Genomic DNA, 14,144 nt, shown 5'->3' with positions numbered 1-14,144 from the left:
TCTCATCTGATTGGCGATGCAGAACAGGATTGGGAGCACTTTGACGCCCGCTCACTCGACTTCGCGCAGGCGGTATCCGACGCCGGTTTCGGTGGTGATATAGCGCGGCTGGTCGGGCGTTTTCTCGATCTTCTGCCTGAGCTGGCGGACATAGACCCTGAGATACTGCACGTCGGTCGACTCGCCCCAGACCTGTTTCAACAGGAACTGGTGGGTGAGCACCTTGCCCGCATGCTGCACGAGGAGGCGCAATATGTCGTATTCCTTCGGCGAGAGTTTTATCTCCCTGTTCTCGACTTTGACGATGCGTTTCACCAGATCGACCGTGAGATCGCCGGTATGGAACACCGGCTTCTCGCCCTGCTGCTGGAACTTGTGACGGAGCGCCACGCGGATGCGCGCGACAAGTTCATTCATGCCGAATGGCTTGGTGATGTAGTCGTCGGCGCCCAGTTCCAGTGCCGAGACGATGCCGGACTCATCGGTGCGGCTGGACAGGATGACCACCGGAATGTCGAGGCCATCGTCGCGCCATTTGCGCAGCAAATCATGGCCGCCCATGCCGGGCAGGCCGAGATCGAGCAGGATCAGGTCGGGCTTTTCCGTTTCGACCAGTTCGACCGCCGCCTTGGCGTTCGGCGCCTCGCTGACCGCATAGCCCTGGCTGCCGAGGCCGACCCGGAGCAGTTTTCGGATCGGTGGCTCGTCATCGACGACCAATATGTTGACGTTCGAATGTGTCATGCCAAGTCGTCCACGCTGGGATCGCCCCCATTTTGATCGCCTATGAGGGGCAGTTCCGTCGGCACCGGCATCCGGATGGTGAACACCGCGCCAGCGCGGTCGGTCCTGTTTGCCGCCGCTATAGTCCCGCCCATCGCCTCGATGAAGCCGCGGCAGATCGACAGGCCGAGCCCGGTGCCGGCCTGGACCTGATCGCGCTTGCGCACCCGGTAGAATGTGTCGAAAATTCGCTCCAGATCCGCCGGAGGGATACCCGGCCCCTCATCCATGACCTGCAGGACGACGGAGCCGTTGTCGGCCCAGCCCCGCATGCGGATCGTCGACCCTGGCGGCGCGTATTTCGCGGCATTGTCGAGGAGGTTGAAAAGCACCTGCTCGAACAGCACCGGATCGAGCTTCAGCATCGGCAGGTTCTGCGGGATGTCGATTTCGGTCTTGTGCTCGCCGATGATCTTCTTCGCCCTTTGCAGGGCGGAGCCGACAATGTCGCCGACATAGTGGAAGGCGTGGTTCGGTTCCATCGCGCCGGATTCGATCTTGGTCATGTCGAGCAGATTGGCGATGAACCGGTTCAGCCGTTCGGATTCGTCGAGCACCGTCGACAAAAGCTCCGTCCGGTCCTGCTCGGGAAGTGCGGGCGCGAACTCCCTCAGCGTTCCGGCAGCCCCCATGATGGCGGCGAGCGGCGTTTTCAGGTCATGGGAAATCGAGGTCAGCAATGCCGAGCGCAGGCGGTCCGCCTCGGCGGCGAGCTTGGCCCGGTCGACATCGGCGACAAGCTGGATGCGTTCGATGGCAACCGCCGCCTGGTCGGCGAGAGCGTCGAGGAGACGCTGCTGCTCGGGCGTCAGCAGCGGCCCCTGCTTGTCATTGTCGAGGCCGATGACGCCGACCGCCGTGCGGCCGGTGCGCAAGGGAAGATAGAGGCGCTTTGCACCGGGTAGTGTGTCGGCGCCACGGCCCGCGGGGCGATCGTGCTCCCAGGCCCAGCGGGCGGCTGCGATGTCGGCCTCGGCCAGCGTGTCGTCGGGCGGATAGCCGGCCTTGACGGTGATCGAACCGTCCTCGGGCAAAAGCAGCACCACGCGCAGCTTCAGCATCGAGGCGATCTGGAAGGCCGTGGCCCAGAGCACATCGTCAAGCGTGCCGGCGCCGGCGAGCTTCCTGGAGAAGAGATAGATGTCTTCCGTGGCCCGTGCCCGCGAGCGGGCGGCGACCGCCTGACGCTGCACGCTCGCCGTCAGATTGCTGGCAATGACGGCAACAACCAGGAAGACAGCCAGCGCAACGATGCTCTCCGGATCCTGGATCGTCAGCGTGTAGCGTGGTTCCAGGAAGAAATAGTTGAAGGCCAGGGCGCTGGCGAGGCAGGCATACAGAGCCGGCCAGAGACCGCCGGTCACCGCTGACGCCAGGACCCCGATGAGAAAGATGATCGCCAGATTGCGGACGTCGAGAAACTGATCGAGAACCGCGCTGACGCCGAGCGAGCCGGCGACATAGGCCGTGGCCTTGAGATAGGGCCATACCTCGAACTGCGTCTGCTCGGTTGCCGCCTTGACGCTCCTCGACGCAGCGTCGGTGCCCCGATCGGTCCCCGAAATGACATGGACGCTGATGTCGCCGGCATTGCGGATGAGATCGTAGGTGAGCGAGCCTTCGATCAGTTCGCGCCAGCGCGACCGGGTTGGCCTGCCGATCACGATATGGGTGAAGTTGTTCGCGGTCGCATGGCGAACGATGTCCTGCGCGACGTTCTGACCCGGAATGGTCGTCACCTCGGCGCCGAGCTGCTCGGCAAGGCGCAGCAGCGTCGCCAGCCGATCCTTGTCCTCCTCGGACATGCCGGCCGAACGAGGGGTATCGACATGAAGCGCCGTCCAGGGGGCGCGGAGCCGGTCGGCCAGCCGGCGCGCATAGCGGACGCGAGCCGCCCCGCCCGGACGCGCGTCGACGCAGACGAGAACCCTTTCCCCCGCCGCCCAGGGTCCGGGGATGGCGTGTGTCTGCATGTGGTTCAGCAACTGCTCGTCGACACGCTGGGCGGTGCGGCGCAGCGCCAGTTCCCTGAGCGCGGTCAGATTGCCTGGCGAGAAATAGTTCTCGATCGCACGCTGGGCGGTGTTGGGAAAGTAGACCTTGCCTTCCCTCAGCCGCTTGATCAGGTCGTCGGGGGTGAGGTCGATGATCTCGATGTCATCGGCTTGGTCGATAATGGAATCGGGAACCGTTTCGCGCACCCGCACGCGCGTGATCTGGGCCACGACATCGTTCAGGCTTTCGACATGCTGGACGTTGAGCGTCGTGTAGACGTCGATGCCATGCGTCAGGATCTCCTGGACGTCGAGATAGCGCTTGGGATGACGGCTGCCGGGGGCGTTGGTGTGGGCGAGCTCGTCGACGAGGACCAGCGCCGGGCGCCGGGCGAGGATGGCGTCGATATCCATCTCGTCCAGCATGCGGCCCCTGTGGTCGACCTGATGGCGCGGGATGACCTCAAAGCCTTCGACCAGCGCCTGGGTTTCCTTGCGGCCGTGCGTCTCGACAATGCCGATCACCACGTCGATCCCGTCGGCCCGTCTGGCGCGGCCCGCCATTAGCATTTCATAGGTCTTGCCGACGCCGGGCGCCGCGCCCAGGAATATCCTCAGACGACCGCGCTCCTCGCGCTCCGCGTGATCGAGCAGCGCGTCGGGAGAGGGTCTGCTATCGGTGCGGCTGTCCTCTGGCATTTGATCCTAGATATGGACGGCGCCGGGGAGGGTGTCGACCCCGACCGCCACCATTCACTGCTTCGTGGCCTCGTCCAGCGCGAGGTTGAGCGCCAGCACGTTGACGACCTGCTCGCCCATGAAGCCGAGTTCGCGGCTCTCGACGTGGCTGTCGACGAGCGACTTGATCCTTGCTTCATCGACGCCCCTGGCCTTGGCCACCCTGGCGACCTGGAAGTAGGCGGCTTCGGGACTGATATGCGGATCGAGGCCGCTGCCGGATGTGGTGACGAGGTCCATCGGCACCGGCGCGCCCGGGTTTTCAGCCTTCAGCTTCTCGGCGTCGCCCTTGATGCGGTCGATCAGCTTGGCGTTGGTCGGCCCGAGGTTCGAGCCGCTCGAGGAGGCGGCGTTGTAGCCGTCACCGGCAGCCGACGGGCGGCCGTGGAAATAGCGGTCGCTGGCGAAAGCCTGGCCGATCAGTTCGGAACCGACAACCTTGCCGTCTTTCTCGATCAGGCTGCCATTGGCCTGGCTGGGAAACAGCGCCTGGGCGATGCCGGTCATGCCCAGGGGATAGATGAGGCCGGTCAGCACCGTGAAAAAGACGATCATGACGATCGCGGGTCTGATTTGATTGAGCATGGACATGGTTCCTTATGCGAGGCCGACGGCGGTGATGATCATGTCGATCAGCTTGATGCCGACGAAGGGCACGATGATGCCGCCGAGGCCGTAGACGAGAAGGTTGCGGCTGAGCAGCGCACCGGCGCCGATGGCGCGGTATTTGACGCCCCTGAGCGACAGCGGGATCAGCGCGATGATGATCAGAGCGTTGAAGATGATCGCCGACAGGATGGCGCTCTGCGGCGTCGCCAGATGCATGATGTTGAGCGCCTGCAGCGGGCCCGATGTCTGCCCCGGCGCGACGTAGAAGACGGCGAAAATGGCCGGGATGATGGCGAAGTACTTGGCCACGTCGTTGGCTATGGAAAAGGTCGTCAGCGAGCCGCGCGTCATCAGCAGCGCCTTGCCGATCTCGACGATCTCGATCAGCTTGGTCGGGTCAGAGTCGAGGTCGACCATGTTGCCGGCTTCGCGCGCGGCTACCGTACCGGTGTTCATGGCGACGCCGACATCGGCCTGGGCAAGGGCGGGTGCATCGTTGGTGCCGTCGCCGCACATGGCGACCAGCTTGCCCTTGGCCTGTTCGTCGCGGATCAGCTTCAGCTTGTCCTCGGGCGTCGCCTGGGCGAGGAAGTCATCGACGCCGGCTTCAGCGGCGATCGCCGCCGCCGTCATCGGATTGTCGCCGGTGATCATCACCGTGCGGATGCCCATCTTGCGCAGTTCGGCGAAGCGTTCCCGGATGCCGCCCTTGACGATGTCCTTGAGGTGGACGACGCCAAGCAGGTGCCCGTCGCGCTCGACCGCCAGCGGCGTGCCGCCGGACTTGGCGATCTCGTCGGCGATCGCCTGCAGGTCACGGATGGCGTCACTGGCCGGGCGGGCGCCGCTGCCGGCCGATATCGACTGGTTGACATGGGCAAGAACCGAATCGACGGCGCCCTTGCGGATCGACGAGCCGTCGATATCGACGCCGCTCATGCGGGTCTGCGCGGTGAAGGGCACGAAAGTGGCATGCAGCGTTGCCATGTCGCGGGCGCGGATGCCGTATTTTTCCTTGGCCAGCACAACGATCGAGCGGCCCTCGGGCGTTTCGTCGGCGAGCGAGGCGAGTTGCGCGGCATCGGCCAGTTCCTGCTCGGTGACGCCTTTGACCGGGCGGAACTCCGTGGCCTGGCGGTTGCCGAGCGTGATCGTTCCGGTCTTGTCGAGCAGCAGCGTGTCGACGTCGCCCGCGGCTTCCACGGCGCGGCCCGACATGGCCAGCACGTTGAAACGCACCAGGCGGTCCATGCCGGCGATGCCGATGGCCGAAAGCAGGGCGCCGATCGTGGTCGGGATCAGGGTGACGAACAGCGCGACCAGCATGGTGACCGAGATGTAGCCGCCGGAATAGGCGGCAAAACTCGGGATCGTCGCGGTGGCCAGCACGAAGATCAGCGTCATGCCGACAAGCAGGATGTTGAGCGCGATCTCGTTGGGCGTCTTCTGGCGCGCAGCACCCTCGACGAGCGAGATCATGCGGTCGAGGAAAGTATGGCCGGAGGCCGCGGTGATGCGCACGCGGATCCAGTCGGACAGGACCTGGGTGCCGCCGGTCACCGCCGAACGGTCGCCGCCGGATTCGCGGATGACCGGCGCCGATTCGCCGGTGATCGCCGCCTCGTTGACGGAAGCGACGCCTTCGATGACCTCGCCATCCGACGGGATGATGTCGCCGGCCTCGACGAGCACCGCGTCACCGACCCTCAGGCCGGTGCCGGGCACCAGCTTGAACCTGGTGCGGTCGTCGCCGGTCAGAAGCTTGGCCTGGGTCTCGGTGCGCGCCTTGCGCAGCGAGTCGGCCTGCGCCTTGCCGCGGCCCTCGGCCACCGCTTCGGCGAAGTTGGCGAACAGCACGGTGAACCACAGCCAGATGATGATCTGCAGCGTGAAGCCGAAATCGCCGCCGCCGGTCAGAAGATCCCGGACGAACAGGACCGATGTGAGCAGCGATACGATGGCGACGACGAACATCACCGGGTTCTTGATCAGGGTGCGCGGATTCAGTTTCCTGAAGGCCCCGCCGATGGCGGGCCACAATATGCGGGCATCCATGATGCTGGCGGATTTGGACTGGCTCATTTGGTGGCTCCAGTATCAATGTTGTTGGACGGCGCCGATCGATCGGATGCCGAAAAAAGATGCGGCGGCCCGTAGGCCAGCAGCCAGATCACGATCATGACTGCCGCAAGGCCGAGGAAGGTGGAGATGGTCGGGAAGGGAGGGGGAGTTGCCTCCCCCTCATTGTCGGCCCGGGGCCGGGCCTTGCGACGCATGATGTTGAGCCAGGACATGATGTTTATCCGAGGTGGGGGCTCAGAAGGTCTGTCCATTGATCATCGCCAGGTGCTCGACGATCGGTCCGATCGCCAGCGCCGGGAAGAAGGTCAGGCCGGCGACGATCAGGATGACGCCGACCAGCAGACCGACGAACAGCGGACCGTCTGTCGGGAAAGTGCCGGCGGAGACCGGAACCGTCTTCTTCGCCACCAGCGAGCCGGCGATCGCCAAGGCCGGGATGATGACCAGGAAGCGGCCCATCAGCATGCCGATGCCGAGCGTGATGTTGTACCAGGGCGTGTTGCCGGTCAGGCCGCCAAAGGCCGAGCCATTGTTCGCAGCCGCGGAAGTGTAGGCATAGAGTACCTCGGAGAAGCCGTGCGGGCCGGCATTGGCCATGGAGGCGACGCCGGTCGGCAGCACCACGGCGATGGCCGTGAAGATCAGCATGGCCAGCGGCAGGCAGAGAATGGCCAGCATCGCCATCTTGACCTCCTTGGCCTCGATCTTCTTGCCGAGATATTCCGGCGTGCGGCCGACCATCAGCCCGGCGACGAAGACGGCGACGATGATGAACATCAGGATGCCGTAGAAGCCGGCGCCGACGCCGCCGACGATGACCTCGCCGAGCTGCATGTTGAGGATCGGGACCAGGCCGCCGATTGCGGTGAAACTGTCATGCATGGCGTTGACGGCGCCGCAGGAGGCGGCCGTGGTGATGACCGCGAACAGTGCCGACAGGGCGATGCCGAAGCGGGTCTCCTTGCCTTCCATGTTGCCGCCGTCGACGCCCAGCGCATGAACGAGCGGGTTGCCCGACGCTTCCGCCCAGTAGCAGACCGCGACGCCGGCGATGAACAGCACGCCCATGGCGGCCAGGATCGCCCAGCCCTGGCGCTGGTTGCCGACCATGCGGCCGAAGACGTTGGTGAGCGCGGCGCCGAGCGCGAAGATCGTCACCATCTGGATCAGGTTGGAGATCGCATCGGGGTTTTCGAAAGGATGCGAGGAATTGGCATTGAAGAAACCGCCGCCATTGGTGCCGAGCATCTTGATTGCAAGTTGCGACGCGACAGGACCGACAGCGATGGTCTGTTGCGCGCCTTCGAGCGTCGTCGCGTTGACATAGGGCCCGAGGGTCTGTGGCACGCCAAGAGCAACATAGGCGAGCGTCAGCACGATGCAGAGCGGCAACAGGATGTAGAGGGTGCAGCGGGTCATATCGACCCAGAAATTGCCGATCGATTTCACCGAGGCGCGGGCGAAGCCGCGGATCAGCGCGACCGCGATCGCGATGCCGACCGCCGCCGACATGAAGTTCTGCACGGTGAGGCCGGCCATTTGCACGAGATAGGACATCGTGCTTTCGCCGCCGTAATTCTGCCAGTTGGTGTTGGTCGGGAAACTGACGGCTGTGTTGAAGGCGAGGTTCGGCTCAACCGCGGTCATGCCGGCCGGGTTCAGGGGCAAAATCCCCTGCAGCCGCTGCAGGAGATAGAGCACCAGGAAACTGGCCAGGCTGAAAAACATGATGCCTGCCGCGTAGCTGGTCCAGTGCTGCTCCTCGCGCTCGCTGGTTCCCGAGATACGATAAAGACCGCGCTCGATCGGACCAAGAACAGGCGAGAGAAATGTGCGATCGCCGTTGAAAACGCGATACATATAGAAGCCGAGCGGCTTCACGAGCAAAACGACGATCCCGCAGTAGACGAGGATCTGTAGCCATCCGTTGAGAGTCATTGATGCAGCTTTCCGTGCCTGGCGCCAGTTGCTGTCAGAAGCGTTCTGGGCGAACGAGGGCGTAAGTCAGGTAGGCGAGAAGGAACAAGGTCACACCGCCACCGAGGATATAGTCGACAAGCATGTTGCGATCCTTCCGTTAAAGACTGTCGCAAGCTTTGATGTAGGCAAAGGACAGGGCGAAAAACAAAACACCTATCCCGATAACGATGATATCCATCGTGGATGTTCCTTATTTCGGTTTTTATTTTCGCATCGTCTGCGGCCGGCAGGACGAAAATCACGTGGAAACACGCGGACACTGCAACAAGCGGTGACCGAGATACGTGTTTCCCGACGAAATATGGATCAAAATGCCATAAAGGTTCGAGACGTCGCGGACAGGAAAGAAATAAAATTCCTATAAGGATTTTACTGTCGCGATCTCAACGCCGGCATGGCGTTTCCCGTCATGTGCCGGCAAATAAAGCTGCAGAAAATCAAGCGCCAGGCACGTAGATAACGGCGTATTTGTCTGAATATGCCCGCTTCCAGCCCAGCTCGTCGAAGTAGGGAATGCGGCTGTCGTCCGCCGTCAGCAGCGCCCAGTCGATCGCATATTTCTTGAGCTGTGCCTGAAGGATCGGCTTTCCGCCGCTGCGGCCCATTTCGGCATCTGTCTTCATGAAGCCGTTGAGAAAGAGCTGATCCGTCCGGCCGTCGATGAATGTCTTGATGCCATGGAAAATCAAGGTGCCACCGAAATTGTATGAATTCAGGACATTGCCCGACAGATGATGGCTTTCGACGAATGCAAGCGCGTCCCTGGCGGACGTCTTCTGGCTTGGCTCGATCCGATAGGCGCTGGTGAGCACGGCGACCGCGCCCACCACCAAAACCCCGGCGACGCCGCAGATCTGGTAAAACCATCTGGCGAGAAACCGTTCCAGCCCGTCGCGCTTGTCCGCCATCCATTTCGCCAGGGAAAGTGCGGGATATTGTTCAGCCGCCTCGACCGCAATCACGATCGGCACCAGCAGGAAGAACAGATACATGAAGCGCAAATGGGTGAGATAGACATGCAGGGCAAAGATTATGAACAGCGCCTTGGCCCAGCCGATGCGCAGTCTCGACACAAGCAGCGCGAAGACGAACAGCAGGATGCCAACTTCCTGGAGCGGCTGATCCGAGGCGTCGAACGGCCGCCACTCGACGATGAGGGGAACCGCTTCATTGCCGTAGGCTACCGTGAAAGTGGCGAGGATGGCCTTGACGCCATAGGGATTGATCAGACTGACCAGCGGGCAAAGCAGACCGAAAGCCACCCATTTGGCAAGCAGCATCGGGTTGGACAGACGGGTTCGCGCAAGAAGATCGAGACCGGCGAAAGCCGCTATAACGAAGCCCACGGTAAAGGTCGCGTGGAGATTGGCCCATAGCACGAGCAGGGCAAGCAGCCACAGAGGCGGTGCCTGCTCGTCGCGCGCCGCGCGGAAAAGCGTTGCCGTCCAGATCACGATAATGGGAAAGGTGAAGATGTGGGGGCGCGCGGTGTAGATTGGCGAGATCATGGCCGCCGCGAGCAGGGCCAGCCCGACTGCCGCGATCGGTCTCAGCCAGGCGCTGAGATGCCATGACAGCAGCGAGATCGTAAGCGCAATGGTGGCGATGATCAGCATCGCCACGCCGTTCCAGCCGCCTGCCGTGTAGGCGAGCGCGAGGAGAACCTGCCCAAGCCATTCCTTGGCGATCCATGGCTGGCCGGCGAAGGTATGAGAATAGCTGTCGACAAGCGGGAACGTACGGTTTGCCAGCAGGTCGAGCCCGACCTTGACCTGCCACCAACAGTCGGGGTCCTGCAGGATTTCGACAGCGTGGGCGGAAAGCGCGAACGCCACGAGAGGCGCGACCAGCAGGCAGAAAATCAGCCTGGCCCGCTGCGCGTCGTTGACCGGCGACACGGTCGCCATGGTCGCCATGGTCGCCTGAACCGCGTTCATATCATGTCTCCAGGCCGCTTTGCGGCAGATTGATCAGAGGTTTCGGCGCGTCGCTCATCCGAGGGGCAGGTCAGGCGGCAGTCTTGACCGCATGCACGAAATATTGCGCCCCCACAGGTATCCCGGTCAGATAACGTTCCAGGGGCCGCAATCTTGCGAGCAGGCGCGGGAAGAAAATCCGGTAGACGATGTCGGGACTGGAGAAGCCCGCCGCCTTCATTCGCCGGCGCATGTCGCGGCCATTGATCAGCACCGCGTTCTCGTCGAAAGCACAGTTTCGCACCGCGTGCGTCGTCAGCGGATTCCAGGGGTTGTGCTCGAACAGAAAGAAGCTGCCGCCGCCGGCCAGCACCCGCCGAATCTCCTTGAACAGGCCGACATGGAGAACTTGGGGAATGTGATGAAACACGCAAGCGGCGAAGGCGAGATCGAAACTGCCGTCTTCATAAGGGATGGTTTCGCCATCGAAGGGCCTGAAATCGGCCTGGCCGGGAAAGCGCTTGCTGGCGATGTCGAGCGACTGGGAGGATGGGTCGAGCAAGGTGATCTTGCTGTCGGGAAATGCGGCACGCATCGGTCCCAGCGAATTGCCGACACCGGCGCCGAAATCGAGTATCCGCCGTGGTTTCACACCGGAGCGAGCGAGCCGGGCCGCGACGTCGTCGATCTTGTACTGCGCAAAGAAATCCGGCGTTTCGCCGCTCAGCCTTATGCTTGCGGCATGCTGCTGCTGATATTCCTGCGCGAACTGGTCAAACTCGGCCTGAAGCACGCGCGGCTCCTTTCGTCATTTCCCGTGCCAGCTCTTGAAGACGATGGACGGGCAGCTCCGCGGCGGCGGGATCGTGGGCTGCGATCTCGTTGACGAGATAGAGAGGCCGACGCTTGGTCTCCATGTACATGCGCCCGAGATACTCCCCGAAAATTCCGAGGACCAGGAGCTGGACGCTGCCGAGGATCAGGACGATCGCGGCCAGGCTGGTCCAGCCGGGCAGGACGCTGCCAGAAAACCATGAGAAAAGCGTGTAGCCGAGCGCGGCAAGCCCGAGCAAACCGAAGATCATGCCGAGATGCGAGGCAAACCGCAGTGGCACGATGGAGAAGCTGGTCATCGCATCCATTGCCAGAAGCACCATCTTCTTCAATGGATAATGCGTGGTGCCGGCGAAACGCTGATGCCTATCATAGGGAAAGGCCACCTGTTTCAGGCCGATCCAACTCACCATGCCGCGAATGAAGCGATAGCGCTCCGGCATGGCATTAAGATGATCGAGCGCTCGCCGGCTCATCAGGCGGAAGTCTCCGGAATCGAGCGCCATGTCTACGTCGACCATCTTGCGCAGCAAGCGGTAGAACAATGTGGCGGTGCCGCGCTTGAACCAGCTTTCGCCCTGGCGCTTCAGCCGCTGGCCGTAGACGACGTCGAAGCCCTCATCCATCTTCGCCATCATGGCTTCGAGCAGTTCCGGCGGGTCCTGGAGATCGGCATCGAGGATGAGAATGCGCTGGCCGCGGCAAAACTCCAGCCCGGCGCTGAGCGCGATCTGGTGGCCGTAATTGCGGGCAAGGTCGATGCCGACGACGTGGCTGTCCTGCCTGGCGAGCTCGAAAATGGCCTCGCGGGTGCCGTCTGTCGCGCCGTCGATGACCAGGACGATCTCGTAGGAATGCCCGGCCTGCGTCTGGCAAACGTCTGTTACGCGCCGATAGAGCTCGGCGACGCCGCCGATTTCATTGTAGCACGGCACGACGACGGACAGCGCAATAGCATGTCGCGCGGCGATCTTGTCTGTGTGCACCAAAGCCCAACTCCCCATGTCAGGATGGGGAATAGGCCGAATTTGTTAGAAAACCGATAAAAGCGTCGCAGGATTCACGGCTATCGGGCCATTACGATCCTTTTATGCTTTCGGCTATTTCTTCCAGCGCCTTGCGGTCGTTGCCGTGGCGCTTGATCAGGGTCCGGGCCTGATCGCGTGTAATGCCGGCTTCCTCGGCGAAACGCCGCACGTCCTCGTCGGCTATCTCTGGGCGGTCGCTTATCTCGGTCCTGGTCTTGTCCTCTGCCATGGCGGCTCTCCTCGTTCCGACCGAGGGAATAACGGCAAAGATTTCGTCGAGTTCCCCTGGAACGAAGCCATCCCGGTGGTATGGAATGGATCGTTGTTTGATTTAACCCCCGGTCCGAACCCAGGGTTCGGGGCAGGCCGAATTAGGCCGCCAGGTCACCTGGAATCTTGCCGCTGTTGATCGCGCGCTGCCGACGGAAGGCGCAACGGCGATGCTTGTCGTTATTGCAAACCGCCGTGGACCCTCGGGTTACGCCGAGGGCATGCTTTTGCGCGCGACATGCATTAGCGTGCCCGATGGTCGAACACGACACCCATGGTCTTACCAATTGCCGTCATCACGACAAGCTCGACCAGATCGTCGTCACTGTCCTGGCAAGCCGGGCTCATCCGACGGATGGCGTCCAGCGCTGCCCTGGTCGATATTGTGTCGCCGGCGCGAAATCTTGAAAGCGTAGACGAAACAAGTTCCTGGGCCGTCAGGTCGATGACAGGCACACTCAGCGCTGCGTTCATTGGCTTCTCCCGCCATGAACCCTCTCCCACGAGAATGATACGCCGAATGTGGGTTTTCGCCAGCGAAATGGTGGTCCGACCAGAGGCCCGATGTGGGTGAAGAGTCTTGGGTTCAGGGCAAATCCGATAGATCCTTGCGGCGGGTCAACTCAAGGCAACGGGGTTGCTTCGCAGTGCATCTGCATTACTTTGAAGAAGAGCCGCGCTCTGCCAAAGGAGCAAGAGGATGCGTGCGTTGGTGGTTTTCACACTTCTGCTGGTCGCAATCGCCGCGGCGCTCTCACTTGCACATGCTCTGGAGTTACCGGGCAAACTGCGCCTGAAGGAGGCAACCTACAAGGCGGTGCAGACGATCTACTATCCCGGTTTCACGATCGGTGGATTTGCCGAAATTGGAGGCATCCCCGCGCTCTCGACCCTGCTTTATCTAACGCCTTATGCGAGCACCCGATTCTGGTGGATTCTGGCTTCATTGCTCTTCCTGGCGGCGCAACACGCGACCTACTGGTTGGTTACGCATCCCGTCAATAATTTCTGGCTGGAGGACGTCACCGTGTCGAAATCGGGCTCGGCGTTTTTCTCTATGTTCTCTCGAAAGCAAAATGGCGACTGGAGAGATTTCCGGGCTATCTGGGAGATATCGCATGTCGCCAGGGCAAGCTTTGCGATGTTGAGCCTGATCTCAATCGCTGTTGCAGCGACGTATTTCGAGAGCGACTGAAACAGCCAAGGGAACCCGACGGTTGCTGGTTCTTAAGAGAGAATTCTGGCATGCCAGAGGATATAGGGGTTGTTGGCTTCAAGGTGATGGCAGGCTTCAGGGTCTGCGGTTTTGGCCGACGACGGCCTGGCGGACAAAGTGGATTCGAAGCGGCTTGCTACACAGATCAGGGGCCTTCACCTTTGAGGTGTTCTCATATTCTTATAAGTATTTGAAAAAATTATCTTATTACGAAAATTTCTGGCGGAGAGAGCGGGATTCGAACCCGCGTTACGGTCTCCCGTAAACACACTTTCCAGGCGTGCGCCTTCAACCACTCGGCCACCTCTCCGTCTTGGCATGTCGCATCGGCCGGTTTCGCCGCGCGGGTTGGGGGACATGCAACTCCCCTGGAAATCCGGTCCGGAACATCCGCACCGTGGGCGCCGTCAACCAGCGGCATGCCCCTGGCGCCCAAGCCGTCAAAGCAACAGGCGCGGGGCTCATCTAGTCGATCCGGCGTCGAATGCCAAGCCATAACGGCGCTCTATTCGCTTTGCCGGACAAAGGTGATTTTGCCATGGCGCCAAGGTCGCGCCCGCGATCTGCCACAGGGGCTCGATGAACGCTGATTAACCGGAAGCTTCAATTTCGCGTGTCGCGATTGCGAACAAGGGACGCGCGCACTATCTCTTAGCCCGAAACAGACAATTCTGGCCGAAACAGACATGTCTGG

At 61.9% G+C, this 14,144-nt stretch carries 13 protein-coding genes and 1 tRNA gene; 2 read left to right on the top strand and 12 right to left on the bottom strand.

Going from position 1 to position 14,144, the window contains the following annotated elements; translation table 11 throughout:
* Window positions 1–51: 51 nt before the first annotated feature.
* From AC0L2H_RS02275 to kdpA, 6 genes are read right to left on the bottom strand one after another with little or no spacing between them, the layout of a single operon-like run.
* Window positions 52–744 carry a response regulator transcription factor gene (locus tag AC0L2H_RS02275; RefSeq protein ID WP_473588668.1) on the bottom strand — a complete coding sequence of 231 codons (693 nt, stop codon included), beginning with the start codon at window positions 742–744 and terminating at the stop codon, window positions 52–54.
* On the bottom strand, window positions 741–3,476 hold the full coding sequence (locus tag AC0L2H_RS02270) for a DUF4118 domain-containing protein (protein WP_473588667.1): 2,736 nt from the start codon (window positions 3,474–3,476) through the stop codon (window positions 741–743). The genes AC0L2H_RS02275 and AC0L2H_RS02270 overlap by 4 nt, the downstream gene beginning before the upstream one ends.
* 54 nt (window positions 3,477–3,530) lie before the next feature.
* Window positions 3,531–4,100: a potassium-transporting ATPase subunit KdpC gene (kdpC, locus tag AC0L2H_RS02265; protein WP_473588666.1), complete on the bottom strand. Its 570-nt coding sequence runs from the start codon at window positions 4,098–4,100 to the stop codon at window positions 3,531–3,533.
* Between the two features lie 12 nt (window positions 4,101–4,112).
* A complete protein-coding gene (gene kdpB / locus AC0L2H_RS02260; protein WP_473588665.1) occupies window positions 4,113–6,206 on the bottom strand; it encodes a potassium-transporting ATPase subunit KdpB in 2,094 nt (697 codons plus the stop codon).
* Window positions 6,203–6,418, bottom strand: coding sequence for a hypothetical protein (locus tag AC0L2H_RS02255; protein WP_473588664.1), 216 nt, complete (start codon window positions 6,416–6,418; stop codon window positions 6,203–6,205). The genes kdpB and AC0L2H_RS02255 overlap by 4 nt, the downstream gene beginning before the upstream one ends.
* A 22-nt stretch (window positions 6,419–6,440) precedes the next feature.
* Window positions 6,441–8,144: a potassium-transporting ATPase subunit KdpA gene (gene kdpA / locus AC0L2H_RS02250; protein ID WP_473588663.1), complete on the bottom strand. Its 1,704-nt coding sequence runs from the start codon at window positions 8,142–8,144 to the stop codon at window positions 6,441–6,443.
* Between kdpA and AC0L2H_RS02245 the strand changes: the two genes are divergently transcribed.
* Window positions 8,134–8,550, top strand: a complete 417-nt coding sequence (locus tag AC0L2H_RS02245; RefSeq protein ID WP_473588662.1) for a hypothetical protein — start codon at window positions 8,134–8,136, stop codon at window positions 8,548–8,550. The genes kdpA and AC0L2H_RS02245 overlap by 11 nt on opposite strands.
* A 73-nt stretch (window positions 8,551–8,623) precedes the next feature.
* Here the strand turns inward: AC0L2H_RS02245 and AC0L2H_RS02240 are convergent, their stop codons facing one another.
* The 5 genes from AC0L2H_RS02240 to AC0L2H_RS02220 form a co-directional block, all read right to left on the bottom strand.
* Window positions 8,624–10,123 carry a hypothetical protein gene (locus AC0L2H_RS02240; RefSeq protein ID WP_473588661.1) on the bottom strand — a complete coding sequence of 500 codons (1,500 nt, stop codon included), beginning with the start codon at window positions 10,121–10,123 and terminating at the stop codon, window positions 8,624–8,626.
* Between the two features lie 70 nt (window positions 10,124–10,193).
* A complete protein-coding gene (locus AC0L2H_RS02235) occupies window positions 10,194–10,895 on the bottom strand; it encodes a class I SAM-dependent methyltransferase (RefSeq protein WP_473588660.1) in 702 nt (233 codons plus the stop codon).
* The gene (locus tag AC0L2H_RS02230; protein ID WP_473588659.1) at window positions 10,876–11,925 is read right to left on the bottom strand and encodes a glycosyltransferase family 2 protein; all 1,050 of its coding nucleotides are present in this window, start codon (window positions 11,923–11,925) and stop codon (window positions 10,876–10,878) included. Before AC0L2H_RS02230 ends, AC0L2H_RS02235 begins: the two co-directional genes overlap by 20 nt.
* An 88-nt stretch (window positions 11,926–12,013) precedes the next feature.
* Window positions 12,014–12,193 carry a DUF3606 domain-containing protein gene (locus AC0L2H_RS02225; protein ID WP_473588658.1) on the bottom strand — a complete coding sequence of 60 codons (180 nt, stop codon included), beginning with the start codon at window positions 12,191–12,193 and terminating at the stop codon, window positions 12,014–12,016.
* Between the two features lie 284 nt (window positions 12,194–12,477).
* Complete coding sequence (locus tag AC0L2H_RS02220; protein ID WP_097575182.1) at window positions 12,478–12,708, bottom strand: hypothetical protein; 231 nt, start codon at window positions 12,706–12,708, stop codon at window positions 12,478–12,480.
* A 226-nt stretch (window positions 12,709–12,934) separates the two neighbouring features.
* On the opposite strand from AC0L2H_RS02220, the gene AC0L2H_RS02215 reads away from it, so the two are divergent.
* A complete protein-coding gene (locus AC0L2H_RS02215) occupies window positions 12,935–13,429 on the top strand; it encodes a DUF1772 domain-containing protein (protein ID WP_473588657.1) in 495 nt (164 codons plus the stop codon).
* Window positions 13,430–13,670: 241 nt separating this feature from the next.
* Here AC0L2H_RS02215 and AC0L2H_RS02210 read toward each other — a convergent pair.
* Window positions 13,671–13,760: transfer RNA gene (locus AC0L2H_RS02210), tRNA-Ser, on the bottom strand.
* Between the last annotated feature and the right edge of the window lie 384 nt (window positions 13,761–14,144).

This window comes from Mesorhizobium sp. WSM4871 (assembly GCF_055811295.1).
The sequence above is the reverse complement of the archived record's forward strand: the minus strand, read 5'-3'. Positions and strand labels throughout refer to the sequence as shown.

Bases quoted from the DNA above. Each gene is read 5' to 3' on its own strand.
- AC0L2H_RS02275 (WP_473588668.1), bottom strand. From the start codon at position 744: ATGACACATTCGAACGTCAACATATTGGTCGTCGATGACGAGCCACCG.
- AC0L2H_RS02270 (WP_473588667.1), bottom strand. From the start codon at position 3,476: ATGCCAGAGGACAGCCGCACCGATAGCAGACCCTCTCCCGACGCGCTG.
- kdpC (WP_473588666.1), bottom strand. From the start codon at position 4,100: ATGCTCAATCAAATCAGACCCGCGATCGTCATGATCGTCTTTTTCACG.
- kdpB (WP_473588665.1), bottom strand. From the start codon at position 6,206: ATGAGCCAGTCCAAATCCGCCAGCATCATGGATGCCCGCATATTGTGG.
- AC0L2H_RS02255 (WP_473588664.1), bottom strand. From the start codon at position 6,418: ATGTCCTGGCTCAACATCATGCGTCGCAAGGCCCGGCCCCGGGCCGAC.
- kdpA (WP_473588663.1), bottom strand. From the start codon at position 8,144: ATGACTCTCAACGGATGGCTACAGATCCTCGTCTACTGCGGGATCGTC.
- AC0L2H_RS02240 (WP_473588661.1), bottom strand. From the start codon at position 10,123: ATGAACGCGGTTCAGGCGACCATGGCGACCATGGCGACCGTGTCGCCG.
- AC0L2H_RS02225 (WP_473588658.1), bottom strand. From the start codon at position 12,193: ATGGCAGAGGACAAGACCAGGACCGAGATAAGCGACCGCCCAGAGATA.
- AC0L2H_RS02220 (WP_097575182.1), bottom strand. From the start codon at position 12,708: ATGAACGCAGCGCTGAGTGTGCCTGTCATCGACCTGACGGCCCAGGAA.
- AC0L2H_RS02215 (WP_473588657.1), top strand. From the start codon at position 12,935: ATGCGTGCGTTGGTGGTTTTCACACTTCTGCTGGTCGCAATCGCCGCG.